Origin of the sequence: Streptomyces sp. NPDC050423 (assembly GCF_040655445.1) — a bacterium.
GTDB lineage: Bacteria > Actinomycetota > Actinomycetes > Streptomycetales > Streptomycetaceae > Streptomyces.
Genome location: NZ_JBFAJY010000049.1, coordinates 1 through 14,837 on the forward strand (window position 1 = coordinate 1; position 14,837 = coordinate 14,837).

Below are 14,837 nucleotides of genomic sequence, written 5' to 3' on the forward strand. Positions count from 1 at the left end.
GGTCAGCTCCGCGATCCGCCCCGTGGTGACGGGAGCCGCCTCCAGGCTGAGCAGGTTGAGTCCCAGCAGAGCCAGGCGGCCTGGTGACGGTGTCAGGCCGCGTTCGAACCCGACGGCGCACCGTCATCCAGCAGCAGGGACGACGCACGGCCGGCGTCGCGGTCGGCATGCCGGGGAAGGTAACGGCTTGCCCGGCCGTGCCAGGTGACGATCAGCTCGTCCCGTGCCCTGGTCGCCGCCACGAAGAGCAGGGCACGAGCTCGCTGTTCCTCCTGGCGGTATCGATCGGGGCCGCTCAGAAGGACCCTACGTCCGTTGATCAGCGGCATACCCGCGGTCCGCTCCCGGCGCGGACTCCGCCAGTGATCACATCGAGGCCACCCAACTCGCCCTGGCCCAACTGCCCAAAGCACCTGAGGCGGGGACGGAAGACTCTGATCCGCACCGACTCCGCCGGCGGGACCCACGCCTTCCTCGACTGGCTCTCCAAGCCGGGGGCAGTGGCTGTCGTATTCCGTCGGCATGACCATCACCGACGGAATCCACCACCAGGGTGGGGCCTTCCCGTGGCCGCCGCACTGTCGCTGGACCGGTACAGCCGAAAGATCTGCACCGCTTCAGGATTTTGATGGCTGGGCTCGCGTCGTAACGAACGAAGAGTGCTGATCAGTCGCCGGACTTCACGGGCTCCAGTTTGATGCTGAAGTGTCGGAGGATCGGGGACTGACCCGTAACCCGGTAGCCACGGACCGATTCAGGATTCTTCGCGATATCTGCCAGGGTGGCGGCAACGTGGTCGTAGTGGCTGCGGGTGTAGACCCGTCGGGGGAGAGCCAGCCGTACAAGTTCGTAGGGCGCCGTCTTGACAGGGTTGCCGTGCTCGTCCTCTTCACCGAGGTACAGCGACCCCAGCTCCGCCGAGCGGATGCCTCCGCGCAGGTAGAGCTCGCAGACGAGTGCGGTGCCGGGGTACTGGTGCGGGGGGATGTGGGGCAGGAGGCGCCCGGCGTTGACGTAGAGGGCGTGCAGACCGGCGGGTTCCACGATGTCGACGCCGGCCTCGCGGATGCGTGCGGCGAGATAGGCGGCTATGTCGGCACGCTCGGCGAGGTAGGCCGGCTCGGTCACTTCGAGGAGGCCGCGCGCCATCATCTCGAGGTCACGTCCGGACAGACCGCCGTAGGTGGTGAATCCTTCGGTGGCAATGAGCAGACCCCCGCACCGCTCGGCGAGTTCGGCGTCCTTCAGACCGATGAAGCCGCCAATGTGGACGATCCCGTCCTTCTTCGCGCTCATGACGCAGCCGTCGGCGAGGCGGAAGGCTTCCTCGGCGACCTGGCGCGGGGTGCGGTCGGCGTAGCCGGGTTCGCGCTGGGTCACCAGCCAGGCGTTCTCCGCGAACCGGGCCGCGTCGAGGATCATCGGCACGTTGTGACGGCGGCACAGTTCGGCGGTGCGGTGCAGGTTGTCCATGCTGACCGGCTGGCCCCCGCCACCGTTGTTGGTGATGGTCATCAGCACGGCCGCAACGGGCGTCCGGTCCGCGTTCTCCAGGGCCTGTTCGAGGGCGATCAGGTCGATGTTGCCCTTGAACGGAAAGTCGCTGTCGAGGTCCTTCGCCTCGGCGCAGGGCAGGTCGTACGCCGTGCAGCCAGTCAGTTCGACGTTGGCGCGGGTGGTGTCGAAGTGCGTGTTGGACAGCACACTCGTGCCAGGCCGCAGCAGCGAGGAGAAGAGGATGCGCTCGGCCGCGCGGCCTTGGTGGGCCGGCAGGATGTGGGGGTAGCCGGTGAGTTCGGAGACGACCTCGTGCCACCGGTAGAAGGAGCGGCTGCCGGCGTAGGACTCGTCGCCCTGCATTCCTGCGGCGAGCTGGTCTGCGGAAATGGCACCGGTCCCGGAGTCGCTCAACAGGTCGATGGTGACTTCGTCGGCCCGCAGATCGAAGGGGTTGTAGGCGACCCGCGTCAGCGCGGCCTCGCGCTCCTCCCGGGTGGTGAAAGCAAGAGGTTCTACGACCTTGATGCGGTAGGGCTCCATGTGACTTCCTTCTGTGCGGTGTGCGGGCTGACGTGGCCGACGGCCTGGTGCCCGAGGTCCGGGACCCTCTGGGTGCGTTGCGCAGGCATCCAGGTGCCCCGCGGGTGCTGCTCCTGCGGCGGCCGGACGCGGTAGGTCTCGGAACTCAGGTAGGCGGTGAGCCGGGGCGGCCGGTTGCGCTCGTACACCAGGGCCAGGTAGGCGATCAGCCCCACGCCGTCGGCGAGGGTTCGCTGTGTGAGGGCTCCCAGACTTCGGTTCAGGACGGTGGGGTCCGTGCCGGCCCGGGTCAGCAGGGCTGTGGCGCGGGCGAGGGCCTCTTCGTCATCGCGCACGTAGTCGCGAACGGGAATGTGGAGCGTGAAGCCGCTCGGGTTGCTGTCGCCTTCGGTGAAGGAGTGGCAGGTGAGCGCCGGCCGCCGCACCAGTCGCAGGGTGTCGTTTCCGCCGCGCTCGGACGGCGCGAGGGAGCCCGCGGCCGCGTGGAAGAAGTGGCGGATGTCGGCCGCTGTGGCTCCGGAGGTACGGCTGAGCGCGCAGGCGTCATCGGCTGACATGCGCGGGTGTCTCACGTAGACCTTGACGCGGGGGGACGTCCAGGCGCCCAGGTCCAGAGCGAGGAACGGATAGCCGGCCGCCGGGGGCAGTTGCTCGAAGGCCTGGCCGTAGCCGAGCCGCCGCAGTGCCTCGTGCACGGTGCGGGCCGCGCTTTCCGGGCCGGAGGCGGAGGGGTTCAGGTAGACCTTGACCCCTGGGACCCCTCCGGCGCGCAGATCGAGCGCGTACCACAGGGCCAGGGGGCCCTGGGCTGCAGCGGGGAAGAACAGGTCGGCGAGGGCGTCGAGTTGGTCGGTGGCGAAGCCCCAGCGGGCGCCCATTGCGCGGATGGCCGCAAGCCCGGCGCGGCCGCTGTCGGCCATGTCGCTGTGGGCCCACCCGGGCTCCACGAGCACTCGCAGGGCCGGGGCGGCGTCCGGAGCGCTGGCGAGGGAGAACTCGACGGGGGTGTGGTCATCGGAGAGGAAGGTGGGCGAGGCCGGCGGCAGGGACAGCGGCCGGTGGGCGGCGCCTGCGAGGGAGTCGATCAGGACCTGTCCGTACAGCTCGGTGTCCGCCTCGCTCAGACCCACTGTGGCGCCCAGGCGCCGCAGTTGACCGAGTACGTGGTCGCCGAGCGTCGTCCCACCGGGGCTGGTTGCCGGTATGCCGGGGCCCGGGCGGGAGGTCATGGTGTGCCTCGCACGTCGTGGCGCGTAACGCGTCTGGACGGTGCGGGAGTGCGGGGACGTGCTCCGCCGACAAGGGAGGCGACGAGGGCCAGTCCGCTGCCGGGAGCAGCGGGTATTCGGTCCTGCGGCTGGTCGGGGTCGCCGCCCCCGCACGGGTTCCGTCTGCTGGGGGTGGTGCGCTGTGGGCCCGGTCGGGCGCTCGCGGATGGGGGCGCGGAGATGCTTGCGAGATCCACTACCTCTCCTTCATCTTGTGTCACTCCAGACACTCCGCGCCGTCCTACCCAGGAAGTTGATCTTTCATGCAGGCTACCTCAACTGCCTGTGTCACATGCATCACAGGGGGTGTGGGCTACTGGGCCGTCAGCCAGTTGATGAAGCTGCTCCAGCGCCCCGCTTTGCCGGTGGGCTGCGGCGCCGCGGGCGCGGGTGCGGCCGCGACGGGGGGTGCCTGGTAGCGGGGCACGGCCGTCGGCTCCGGTGCGGCCGCGGCGCGCGGGGTGACTGCGCTGAACCGGACGGGCAGGGAGGCCAGGGCCCGGTTGAAGGGGCCGGGCCGCCAGGCGAGGCTGTCCGCGGGGACGGCGAGTTCAACGTCGGGCAGGGCGTTGAAAAGCGTCTCCAGGCCCGTCAGGGCGATCAGCCTGGCCGGCTCCTTCGACGGGCAGGCGTGCGGGCCCGAGCTCCAGGCGAGGTGACCGCGGGTGTCGGCACCGCGGTCCGCGAGCGCCGTGTTGGCGGCGCCGAAGGACACCAGCACCAGGTCACCGGCGCGCACCTTGTCGCCGGCCACGTCCGTGTCGACCACCGGGTAATGGGGCGCATAGTTGGACATCGGCGCATTGCGCCACAGAGTGTCGTCCACAGCCTTGTCGAACTGCCCCAGGCGCGCGAACTCCTCGTTGGTCAGCATCGTGTAGAAAGCGTTGCCGATCAGGTTGCCCTCCGGCTCGCCGCCCGCACCGAGGAGCAACACCAGCGTGTGCGCCAGTTCCTCATCGTTCAGCTGCGCCGGATGCTGCATCAGGTAGGACGTGATGTCCTCCCCGGGCTGGGCGCGCTTGAGCGCCACCAGCTCGCTGACCGCTCCGAGCAGGACCTGGCTGGCCGCCTCGGCGTTGACTCCGTCGAACATGCCGGAGATGCCGAACAGCACCCGGTCACCGATCTCTGCCGGGCAGCCGAACAGCTCGTTGAACACGTACAGCGGGAGCTGCTGGGCGTAGTCGCGGAGCAGGTCGGCGCTGCCGCGGGCGCTGAACTGGTTGATCAGGAACTGGGCTGCCTGGCTGACGATCCGGTTCAGCCGCTTGTTGCTGACGCGGGCGAAGGAGTCGGTGATGGCCTGCCGCAGCCGCACATGCTCGGCGCCGTCGGTGAACATCGCGTTCGGCCGGTAGGCCAGCAGCGGCAGGACCGGGCTGTCGGGGCGGATGCAGCCCTCAGCCAGTGCACGCCAGCGGCGTGAGTCCTTGCGAAAGGTCGTCGAATCCTGCAGCAGTTCCAGAGCCGCGTTGTAATCGGTCACCAGCGTCGCCTCCACGCCGGGGGCGATGGTGACCGGAGCGGTGGGGCCGAGCTCGCGCATGTAGCGGTAGTACGCGTGCGGATTGGCAGCGAACTCCGCGCTGTCCAGGGGTATGCGCTGCCCGCTGCCGTGTGCGGGGCAGCCGGGCGGAGGTACAGAGGGGGATGTCATGCGTGCTCCAGGTCGGCGCGCTCGTGCAGATAGCGGACCAAGGTGATCAGGGCGTCGACGGACGACTTCTCGTCGCGTGCGTCGATGGTGACGACGGGGGTGTCGGGCAGCAGGTCGAGTGCCTCCCGGACTTCCTCCGGGGTGTGGACCGTACTGCCGTCGAAGTGATTGATGGCCACGGCGAAGTTGAGGCCGTAGCTCTCGACCAGATCCATGACGTCGAAGGAGTCGGCCAGGCGCTCGGGGTCCACCAGGACCAGGGCGCCCAGCGCTCCGCGGGCCGTGTCGTCCCACAGACTCACGAAGCGCTGCTGTCCGGGGGAGCCGAACAGATACAAAACGATGCGCTCGCTCAGCGTCAGCCGGCCAAAGTCCAGGGCGACGGTGGTGGTGGTCTTTCCCTGAACCCCTTTGAGGTCGTCGACGCGCTCCGAGAGCGTCGTCATCCGCTCCTCCGTGGACAACGGCGTGATCTCGGAAAGTGAGCCGATCAGGGTGGTCTTGCCGACGGCGAAATGCCCGACGACCAGGATTTTCACTGCAGTCTGCTGTGCGCCGCTGGGCACGTAGGCATCCTCAGACAGAGAGAGCCTTGAGGCCATCGAGCACCTCCTTGAGCAAGGCCTTGTTGGTGGGACGGGCCGAGGGCACCGGCGCCCGGGTCACGAGATAGCCCCCCTCGGCGAGGGAACTGAGCAGCACCTTGACCACCCCGAGCGGCAGCTGGGAGTGCGCGGCGATCTCCGCGACCGAGAGGTAGCCACTGGAGCACATCTCCAGGATCTGCTGCTCCTCGGGCGAGAGCCGCTGGGGGCGCTGCTGCTCGTCGGTGGCCGTCGTAACGAGAGTGATGAGGGCGAACTCGTCCTCATCGATCAGGTCACGGCCACGGGTGATGACGTAGGGCCGGACTAGTTCTCCGGCCTCGGACACGAACTCGGGCTCGGGACGACCGGGTTCCGTCATGAGGTGACCGTGTCGCCGCGAAGGCCGGTCGACATCGCCTTTCCCAGCCGGCTGACCAGCTGCTGCATCCGGTACGTGATGTCCTGCATGTCGACCTCGGCCGACGCCGCCACGGCGAGGTAGCTGCCGCCGCCCGCAGCGTTCAGGAACACCCAGCCCCCGTCGAACTCGATGAGGGTCTGGCGCCAGTTCGCTCCGTGCTCACCGCAGAAGAAGCTGACGGCGCGGCTGAGCGACTGCAGGCCGGAGACGGCGGCGGCCACCTTGTCGGCATCGCCCCTGTCAATCTCCGCAGTACGGGACATCTGGAGGCCGTCGGCAGATATCAGGACCGCGTGGAGAGCATGCGGAATCTGCAGCGCGTCCTCAAGCATCCAGGACAGTTCGTCGCTCACGGGGCATCGAATCCTTCGTGTGAATCGGCAGCGGTATCACCTTCGGCGGCCGGTACCCCCGCACCTCGACCGCTGAGAGTGCCACGCTGAAATGCGCCCATGGCCGCCACCCGTGCCTCTGCTGACCGGGCCGGCGGCGCTTCATCAGACCTGCGGCCGCTGTCCGGCACGAGCGCCATGGCGCGCTTGTTCCGTCGCCGGGGCAGCCCGCCCTCTGTTGCCGCAGGAGCCGAACCGCGGCTCGCGGCAGCGGCATTGACTTCTTGCGTGGAAGCGGGCGTCTTGGGCTCGGGCATCTCGGTCAACAACTCCTTCGGCACCATCACCACCGCGCGGACGCCGCCGTAGGGAGAGGTGCTGTCGATGGCGACCGTGAACCCGAACCGCGCACACAGGGCACCGATCACCGCGAAACCGAAGGCGGGAGGGTTGCCGAGCTCCGAAACGCTCACCGCGGACCCGCTGGACAGCAGAGCGGTGGCGTTCGTCCGTTCTTCCTCGCTCATGCCGACACCGGCGTCGTCGATCACGATGCAGATGCCCCGGGGCACCGTCCGCACCTCGACCTCGACCATGGTGGACGGCTCGGAATAGCTGGTCGCGTTGTCGAGCAGCTCGGCCACCGTCAGCGCGATCGGTTCGACGGCACGGCTGGTCACCGCGAAATCGACCCGTGAGGCGATTTCGATGCGCTGGTAGTGCCGGATACGGCCCTGCGCTCCGCGGATCACGTCATAGACCGATGCAGCCTCCCGCTGCCGGCCGAGCCAGCCGCCGCACAGCACAGCAATGGACTGCGCACGCCGGTTGAATTGCGAGTTCATGTGGTCGATTTCCAGCATGTCCCGCAACACGGCCGAGTCGCCGTACTTCTTCTGCAGCCCGGAGATGGCCCGCTGCTGCTCCGCGGCGAGGCCTTGAAGGGTCCGCATGGCCGACTTCAGTACGGTGTTTGTGGCCTCCTCCGCCTCTTCCTTGGCCTGGCGGACCACCTCGTCGTAGCCGCTGCGCAGCTCGGTGACGGTGGACTCGAGGTCGGCGGCCCTGCCCTGCGATTCGGTCAGCTCACCTTGAAGGCCCTGCTTTTGACGACGTAGCGCCTTGATCGTTTTTCGCTGGCGAGTGATTGCCGTGGCGGCGACAGCGACGCCGACGGCAAGCGCCCAGACTGTCGGATCCTGCCAAAAATTCGTCATGTGACTCTCTATTGAGCGGCTGGAGTCCAGCTCTCGAAATCTGTCCAAGCGGACCCTCGGCTGTGGGCAGACGTCACCGCCCGGAGAGCCCCCCTGGCTGTAGCCATGCCACGGCGAAAGCTCACGTGGCATGTGAACGCGAGCGTATCACCGGACGATCATGAGGCTCTGTCAAGGCCGCCACGTCGTTGCCCCGTTGGCGAGAAATGCATGTTCATGTCAGTGAGGAAGGTGTGCCTGCGAGGTGGAGGCCCACAGTGGCGGTGCGCGCACCATGCCGCTCAGTCGTGTGGCACCTGGGTTCTTGCAGCTCTGCGGCGCATCTCGCCTTGTAGCGGGCTGACGCAGCGATACAGAGCAGGGCGAGTGCCATCCGGCCAACAAGCGTTCCCAGGGCACAAGATGGCCGATTCGAGACCGGGCTACGGACAGCGACGCGAGCTGCGACTCAGGACATGTGACCGCAGCGTCACGGTCTGGGCTTCCTTGCCGCCGGCAGCCTGTCCAGCTCACCGGGGAACTTCACCAGCCCACCTCCCCCGGAGCAACACACCCCTGACGCCGCCGAAGTGCCCGTCCTTGAGGTACGCGGGATGCCGCACGCCGTGCGTCACGGCACGCCCGCTGCCCCCGGCACCACGCGCATGCCCAGCCCCCGCACCCGGTAGATGCACGTGTCATCGCCCCACAGCGACGCGTCCGCCACGGCATAGGGCCCCCGTGTGTCCGTGCCGCTCTCCACGATGTCCATGTCCACCCGGATCAGCCGGTTGGCCGGGGTGATCTGGCCGCGGTACGTCCAGGCCGCCTCGCGGCCGGGCAGCACGGGTTCGAACCGGGGGTGGGGGACGCCGTCGGCCGCGCCGCGTTCGAGCAGGTGGTACTGGAGCAGTTGGCACATGGCCTCGATGCCCAACGAGCCGGGCTGCACCGGGTCCTGGAAGAAGTGGGCCCGGAAGAACCAGGCGTCCGGGCGAACGTCCTTCTCCGACCGCAGCCGGCCGAGCCCCGCGCTTCCCCCGTCCGGCCAGTAACCCGTGATCCGGTCCAGCATCAGCAGCATCGGGCCCGGCAGGCGCGGTTCACCGGCGCAGTAGCGGGCGGGGCGGGCGGTCAGATCGACCGTGAGGCCGCAGGGCTCGTCGAGGCGGGCCCGGTCCTCCACCGAGGTGGCGAGACCCTGCTGGTCGTCGAAGGCCGACCGAGGGAAGTAACCGAAGACCGTGGAGAGTTCGAACACGGGCACGTCGTCGGCCGTGCACGTCACCCGGAACGACTCGATGATCATGTCTCCGCTGCGCGAGACACGCGTCAGTTCGGCCCTGGTACGGACCCTGCGCGTCGCCGGGGTGACCTCGCCGGTGACCGTTCCCGACCCGTCGAGGTTCCGGAACAGCAGGTCCGTCTCGCTGGTCGTCGCGCTGCCCACGTACGAGGCGAGCCAGCCGCACGGTTGCAGCGCGATCTCCATGAGGACGGCGAACGGCATGGCGTGGCCACCGTTCTGCTCGAAGTACCACGCCCGGTCGGGGACGTCGTACTCGGCGCCGACGACGCTGCCTTCCCGCATTCCGGCCTGCGGGCCGTCCACCGACACGATCCGGCTCATGAAGTGGTACGGCGGGCCGGGGAGCCTGGCCACCTTGCGGGTGCCGTCGAAGGGTTCGTACATGGCGCCGAACGCCTCGCTCGGCCTGCCCCAGGCGCACGCCAGCAGCGAGGCGTAGTCGAAGGGGAATCCGTCGGCCGCCACCGCCACCGGCTTCTCCTCCCGGTGCCCGGCCAGCCCGCCGAGCCGCGGTAGCGGCACCGGGTCCCCGTCGGCCTGCACGGCGGGCGGGCCCGAGTCCCGCCAGTGCGACAGCGGCCAGCCGGGGACCAGCCGGAGCGCCATGTCGCGGCCCAGGAACGCCTTCGCCCCGTCCACGGAGCCGAGGACGTCGGCGTAGAGCGTCGGCACCGGACCGGCCGAGACGCCGCGTACGAACACCTCGTAGACGACCCGCCGGTCCTCCGGGGTCGCCTGGCCCCGGCACATCGCGCTGGAGGGATGCTCGCCGACCGGTTCGAAGCGCCAGCCGTCCCGGTCGACGGTGAAGCCCATGGCTGCCAGGTAGAACGCCATCGCCTGGAGACCGCCCTGGAGCATCAGGGTGCCCGGCATGCAGGGGTCGTTCTTGAAGTGGCCGGTGAAGAACCAGTCGTCCGGGGACAACGCGGTCTCGGCGCGCAGATATCCCCGGCCCCACGGCCCGCCGGCCGGGTCGAACGCGGTGACTTCGTCCAGCAGCAGCAGTCGGCCCTCGTCGAGCGCGGGCGAGCGGACGTGGGCCGCCGTCGCCTCCCAACCGGGCCCGAAGCAGTCCGCGGGCCGCCCCTGCGCCAGGGCTCGCACCCGGTCCGTACCGAAACGGGTCGATTCGCAGCGCACGGCCGGCGGGTCGAGCGGCAGGCCGTCGCCGGGTGCGTGTTCGGCGGGATCCCAGCGGACACCACCGCCGCCGGCGAGTTCCGCGGGGGTGAAGAACCCGGCCTGGCCGTCGCGGACACTGAGCCGCAGCTCGCCGTCCACGTAGCAGTCGTAGTGGAAGAAGGCCAGCCGGACGCCGTCGGCCTCCGCGTGGCCGTCGACATGGATCTCGAAGCACAGGGTGTCGCCGGCTTCCGGCGGGCCGCCGTGAAACGTCACCTCGCAGCCGAGCAGCCGGTAGGCGCGCTCGCCCCGGTTGAGGAGGTCGACACCCAGCCAGCTGAGCAGGAGCAGGTCAGCCTGACCCGCCTCGATCAGCAGGCCGGCCGGCATTCGCCCCGTGGAGTCCAGGTACCAGCTGCCGGGCAGGACGTCGGTCTCCGTCCAGATCCTCCCGTCCGTGCGGACCGGACCCGGCAGGGTGAGCGCTGCGGGCACCGCGTCGATGCCGGTGACCCGGTCGGCGAACAGCATGGGCGGCTCGGGCATCCGGGTCTGCACCGCGTATCCGTCCTGCTCGGCGAAGCGCGGACCGAACAGGGTGGAGATCTCGCGGGAGGCGAGGTACTCCAGTTGGGCGCGGTCGAACGTCGGCCCCGGCTTCGGGGCCGGAGCGGGCGCCGCTTCCGCCGGGGGAGCGGGCAGCGGCAGCGGACGGGGCGCGGGACGCACGAAGGCCGGGGGCGGAGGCCCCGTGGGCGGGTGCGGTGCGGTGGGGCCGGGCGGCCGTACGGGAACGGGGCCGGGCCCGGATCTCGTCGTGCCGACGGCCGTCAGCGCCGTGACGGCGAGCGCGGACACCCGCAGGAACCGTTGATGGGTCTCGGCGTGCGCGGCCATGACCTCCTGGTGCAGCGCGGCGGCCCGCAGGCTCTGCCGGGCGACCGCGGCCCCGACCCCTGCGGCCCCCGGCTCCCGGACGCCTCCGGCAGGCGGCCGGGACCGCTGTCCCGCGGCGCCGGGGGAGGGCACGGCAACAGTGGCCGGCGGGGTGGCGAGGCGGCCGGACTCCCGGTCCGGTGCGGTGGCGGAGCCGGTGGGCAGGCCGGATTCCCGGTCCGGTACCCGGGCCAGCTCGGGGGCCCGGGGCAGAACGGTCACAGCAGGCTCCAGGGGTGGTAGGCACGGCGACGGGGGCACGGGAACAGTGACGGTGGGGCCGGGCCTCGGGAGTTCCGTCGCGGCCCCGGCGAGCCGGGCGAGCAACGCGTCGGCCCGCACCGGCACTCCGGCGACGACGAGTTCGCCGACCGAGATGCACAGTTGCCGCAGCCCGGTGTCCCCCGGGGCGTCCAGCGCGACGGCCACATGCTCCCGGTCACCGAGCACCCGCTTGATCCAGCCGGTGCACAGCCTCCGCGGCCCGTGCTCCACGAAGACCCGGACACCGTCCGCCCACGCCTGCTCGACCGTGGCCGCGAAGTCGATCGTGCCGAGTCCCTGAGCGGTGATCGCCTCGGCGGTCCGCTCGGCCGTCGGCCGGTACGCCCGCCCGGTGGCCCCGCTGTAGAACCGCACCCCGGGCACCTCGACCGTGGGACGGCGGTGGGTCTCGCGCCACGTCTCCCGGACCTCCGCCAACTCCGGGGCATGGGCCGCCATGTCGTAGTCCAGCTCGACCGCCCGGTCGGCGCCGATCCTGGCCACGACGGCCGCGCACGCCCGTGACTCGCCACCGATGACACAGACCCCGGGCGCGTTCACCGCCATCAGATGGACCGCGGTCTCCGTGGCGAGCTCCGCGCGGACGGCTTCCAGCGGTGCGCCCACCAGGTAACTCGCCCACCGGGAGCCCTGGATGCCCCGCCGCCGCCAGTAGCGGCGGACCGCCCGCAGCTCACCCGTGAGGCCGGTCGTGAACAGACCGCTGTCCCGGGTGGCTTCGTACAGCCCCGAGGCGTCCGGCCAGGCTCCCAGCGCGACCAGGGCCGTCGACTCGCCCGAGGAGTACCCGATCGCGGCGTCCGGTCGCAGACCGAGCACCTCACGGCTGAACACGGTGTGGAAGACGGCCAGCTCGGCGGCGGCCCAGATCTGGCCGAGCACTCCGGGCTCCGCCCGGGACCGCAGCCGCGTACCGAGCGCCCGGTGCTCCTCCCGGACAGCCTCGCCCAGTGACGGCAGGGCGAGCATCAGCTCGTGGCCCATTCCCGGGTAGGCGGCCGAGCCGTTCGTGTACACGAAGGCGGTCTGCCCGGTGACCGGCCCGTCCCGGTACAGCACGTCGGCCGGGCGGATCCCACCCTCCGTCAGCCAGCGGCGGGCTGCTTCCCTGCGGTCCGCCGGCGTGGTGTCGCCGTCGACCACGAGCGCCAGCCGGGCCGGGCCGGCCGAGGACTCCGTACCGGCGTCCAGCGCGGCCAGCACCTCCTTGCGGTCGGCCCCGGAGAAGACGTGCAGGCGCGGAGCCGGGCCCCGCAGCCATGGCCGGGCGTCACCCGCGCGCAGCCGTACGCTCGCGGCCGGCCCCTCCAGCGGTGTGACCACGGCCCGCGCGGTGTGGGCGACGGCCGCGGTGTCCGCGGGGCCGCCCGGACGGGGGACCGCGCGGTGCTGGAGCGAGAGCGCCGCGACCGCGACGGAGACCAGCCCGGACGCGGCATGAGCACGCCCGAACGCCGACGCCGGATCGAACACCGCGTCGGGGCCGTCGCCGATGACCACGTCGGGCTCGTCAGCGTCCCCCTCGTCCTCGTCCAGCAGGGCGACGACGGTGTCGCCGTCCCTGCGCGCGGCGTCCAGGGGCTTGAGGACCAGGACGACGGCCGCGTCCCCGGGCCCGCCCTCGCGACCGAGCTCCCGCAGGGCGGCCCGGTGGACCGCCTCGCAGGACAGGTCGGTGGCACCGACGAGAGCGGCGTCGGCCTCCCCCGACCGGATGGCCCGAGCCGCGATCTCCAGCGCGACCAGCCCGGACGCCTCCTCCGCGGACACCGTGAACCCGGGTCCTGCCAGATCCAGTTGGGTACTGATGCGGTTCGCCGCGAGGTTCGGCATGCTGCCCACCACCCCCTCCGCCGTCATCGGGGGAGCGAACGCCTCCCGAGCGGCAGCCGCCGTCGGACCGGTGACGGGCACCCCCGACTCCTCCAGCCAGAACGGCACCCGCCAGCGGGCACCCGCGCGGGCCACCTGGGGGTCCACCCCGATTCCGATGACCACCATGGTCCGCTCGCGGGGCAGGCGCACCTTCCGTACGGCTTCCCGGGCCGCCTCCAGCACCAGTAGCTGATGGGGCACGGCCCGCTCCAGGGCCAGCGGCGGGAAGCACAGGTCCGTCAGTTCCACGGCGATCTCCGCGACGGGACCGCGCCGTTCACCGCCCAGCACCGCCCGGCGGAAGTCCTCAGCAGACGTTCCCTCGCCGACCCGGGCACCGACGGCGACGATCGCCACCGGTGTACGGGCGCCCGGCGCGCCGAGTGCCGGATCCGGGGCCGGCGCATGGGCGGCCGGTCCGCCACGCCGTACGGCGGACACCCGGCCGCGTGCCGGCCGGGGGACGGCGGACAGGGGAGCGTCGTCCGGAGGGTCGACGACCACGTGGGCGTTGGTCCCGCCGAATCCGAAGGCGCTCACTGCCGCCCTGCGCGGCCCCACCCACTCCTCCGGCGCGGTCAGCACCCGCAGCGGCGTGCCCGCCAGCACGTCCAGCGGCCGTTCCGCGCCGAGGGTCGCCGGGCGGACCCCCGCACGCATCGCACCGAGCACCTTCAGCAGCCCCGCCACGCCCGCCGAGGCCAGCAGGTGCCCGATGTTCGACTTCGCCGAACCGATGGGCACGTCGTCACCCGCCCCGAAGACCCGGGCCATGCCGCGCGCCTCCACCGCGTCCCCGACCGGCGTCCCCGTCGCATGGCACTCGATGAGCGACACCGACTCGGGAGCGACGCCCGCCACGTCGTACGCCAGGCGTACGGCCCGTACCTGGCCCTCCTCCGACGGGCTGATCAGCCCGGAACCACGCCCGTCGTTGGACAGCCCCACGCCGCGGATCACACCGAGCACGGGCAGGCCGGCGGCGCGGGCCTCGGACAGCCGCATCAGAGCGACGAACCCGGCGCCCTCACCGTGCACCAGCCCGTCCGCGTCCCGGTGGAAGGGACGGCTGCGCCCCGTGCGGCTCGTCGCGGACAGCCCGCAGAACCCCACGTGAAGGTAGAGGGGATCGGGGCGGCTGACCGCACCGGCCACCATCAGGTCGGCCGTGCCGTCGTGCAGCCGGTCGCACGCCAGCTTGATCGCGTACAACGAGGACGCGCAGGCGGCGTCCAGGGACCAAGCACCCGCCCCGAGCCCGAGCGCGCGGGCCGCGAGCCGGGCGGGCAGACCGGAGGAGAACCGGTTGCGGGCGTCGGGGCGCACTCGGCGCTCACCCGTCAGCAGGGCGTCACGGAGCGGGGGCCGTTGCGCGGACAGCCAGACGTGTTCGGCGAAGGCCGCCCCGGCGGGTGTGGGATACGACAGGTTCCCCAGCACCAGACCCCCGCGCGGCAGCGGGCCCTCGCGGCCCGCCTCGGCGAGCGCCTGCCGCACCCCGTACAGCACCCAGTGGAAGAGCGGGTCCAGCGAGGCGATCCGCTCCGGAGCGAGCCGGAAGCCGCCCGGGTCGAAGACGGCCTCGAACCCGTGGACGTAACCGCCGACATCGGTCCAGGTGCGGTCGAGGTGGTCGTCCACCGAGCCCATGGCCCATCGGCGCGGCAGCCGCCATCGGTCTGCCGGGGCGGCCGACAGGCTCATGCGGCCGGCTGCGATGTTCTCCCAGAACGTGTCCGGGTCGAGCGCGCCGGGCAGCACACAGCCCCGGCCGACGACGGCGATCGGTTCGAAACGCATGAG

The 14,837-nt window shown here is 71.2% G+C and carries 9 protein-coding genes and 1 pseudogene; 1 reads left to right on the forward strand and 9 read right to left on the reverse strand.

Annotation, left to right across the window (positions count from 1 at the left end; translation table 11 throughout):
- Window positions 1-92: 92 nt before the first annotated feature.
- The gene (locus AB0I52_RS28830) at window positions 93-329 is read right to left on the reverse strand and encodes a hypothetical protein (RefSeq protein ID WP_363077494.1); all 237 of its coding nucleotides are present in this window, start codon (window positions 327-329) and stop codon (window positions 93-95) included.
- Window positions 330-331: 2 nt separating this feature from the next.
- On the opposite strand from AB0I52_RS28830, the pseudogene AB0I52_RS28835 reads away from it, so the two are divergent.
- Window positions 332-546 (forward strand): annotated as a pseudogene (locus AB0I52_RS28835) (IS1380 family transposase); the annotation flags it as partial.
- A gap of 120 nt (window positions 547-666) precedes the next feature.
- On the opposite strand, the gene AB0I52_RS28840 reads toward AB0I52_RS28835, so the two are convergent.
- The 8 genes from AB0I52_RS28840 to AB0I52_RS28875 form a co-directional block, all read right to left on the reverse strand.
- Window positions 667-2,040 carry a tryptophanase gene (locus AB0I52_RS28840; RefSeq protein WP_363077496.1) on the reverse strand — a complete coding sequence of 458 codons (1,374 nt, stop codon included), beginning with the start codon at window positions 2,038-2,040 and terminating at the stop codon, window positions 667-669.
- Window positions 2,013-3,269: a tryptophan dimethylallyltransferase family protein gene (locus AB0I52_RS28845; RefSeq protein WP_363077498.1), complete on the reverse strand. Its 1,257-nt coding sequence runs from the start codon at window positions 3,267-3,269 to the stop codon at window positions 2,013-2,015. Before AB0I52_RS28845 ends, AB0I52_RS28840 begins: the two co-directional genes overlap by 28 nt.
- Window positions 3,270-3,621: 352 nt before the next feature.
- Window positions 3,622-4,968, reverse strand: a complete 1,347-nt coding sequence (locus AB0I52_RS28850) for a cytochrome P450 (protein ID WP_363077500.1) — start codon at window positions 4,966-4,968, stop codon at window positions 3,622-3,624.
- A complete protein-coding gene (locus tag AB0I52_RS28855) occupies window positions 4,965-5,570 on the reverse strand; it encodes an ATP/GTP-binding protein (RefSeq protein ID WP_363077502.1) in 606 nt (201 codons plus the stop codon). Before AB0I52_RS28855 ends, AB0I52_RS28850 begins: the two co-directional genes overlap by 4 nt.
- Window positions 5,545-5,934 (reverse strand): DUF742 domain-containing protein, encoded by a 390-nt coding sequence (locus AB0I52_RS28860; protein WP_363077504.1) that lies wholly within the window; start codon window positions 5,932-5,934, stop codon window positions 5,545-5,547. The genes AB0I52_RS28855 and AB0I52_RS28860 overlap by 26 nt, the downstream gene beginning before the upstream one ends.
- Window positions 5,931-6,329: a roadblock/LC7 domain-containing protein gene (locus AB0I52_RS28865; protein ID WP_363077506.1), complete on the reverse strand. Its 399-nt coding sequence runs from the start codon at window positions 6,327-6,329 to the stop codon at window positions 5,931-5,933. Before AB0I52_RS28865 ends, AB0I52_RS28860 begins: the two co-directional genes overlap by 4 nt.
- Window positions 6,326-7,525 carry an ATP-binding protein gene (locus AB0I52_RS28870; RefSeq protein WP_363077508.1) on the reverse strand — a complete coding sequence of 400 codons (1,200 nt, stop codon included), beginning with the start codon at window positions 7,523-7,525 and terminating at the stop codon, window positions 6,326-6,328. Before AB0I52_RS28870 ends, AB0I52_RS28865 begins: the two co-directional genes overlap by 4 nt.
- Window positions 7,526-8,135: 610 nt before the next feature.
- On the reverse strand, window positions 8,136-14,834 hold the full coding sequence (locus tag AB0I52_RS28875) for a beta-ketoacyl synthase N-terminal-like domain-containing protein (protein WP_363077510.1): 6,699 nt from the start codon (window positions 14,832-14,834) through the stop codon (window positions 8,136-8,138).
- Window positions 14,835-14,837: the final 3 nt, after the last annotated feature.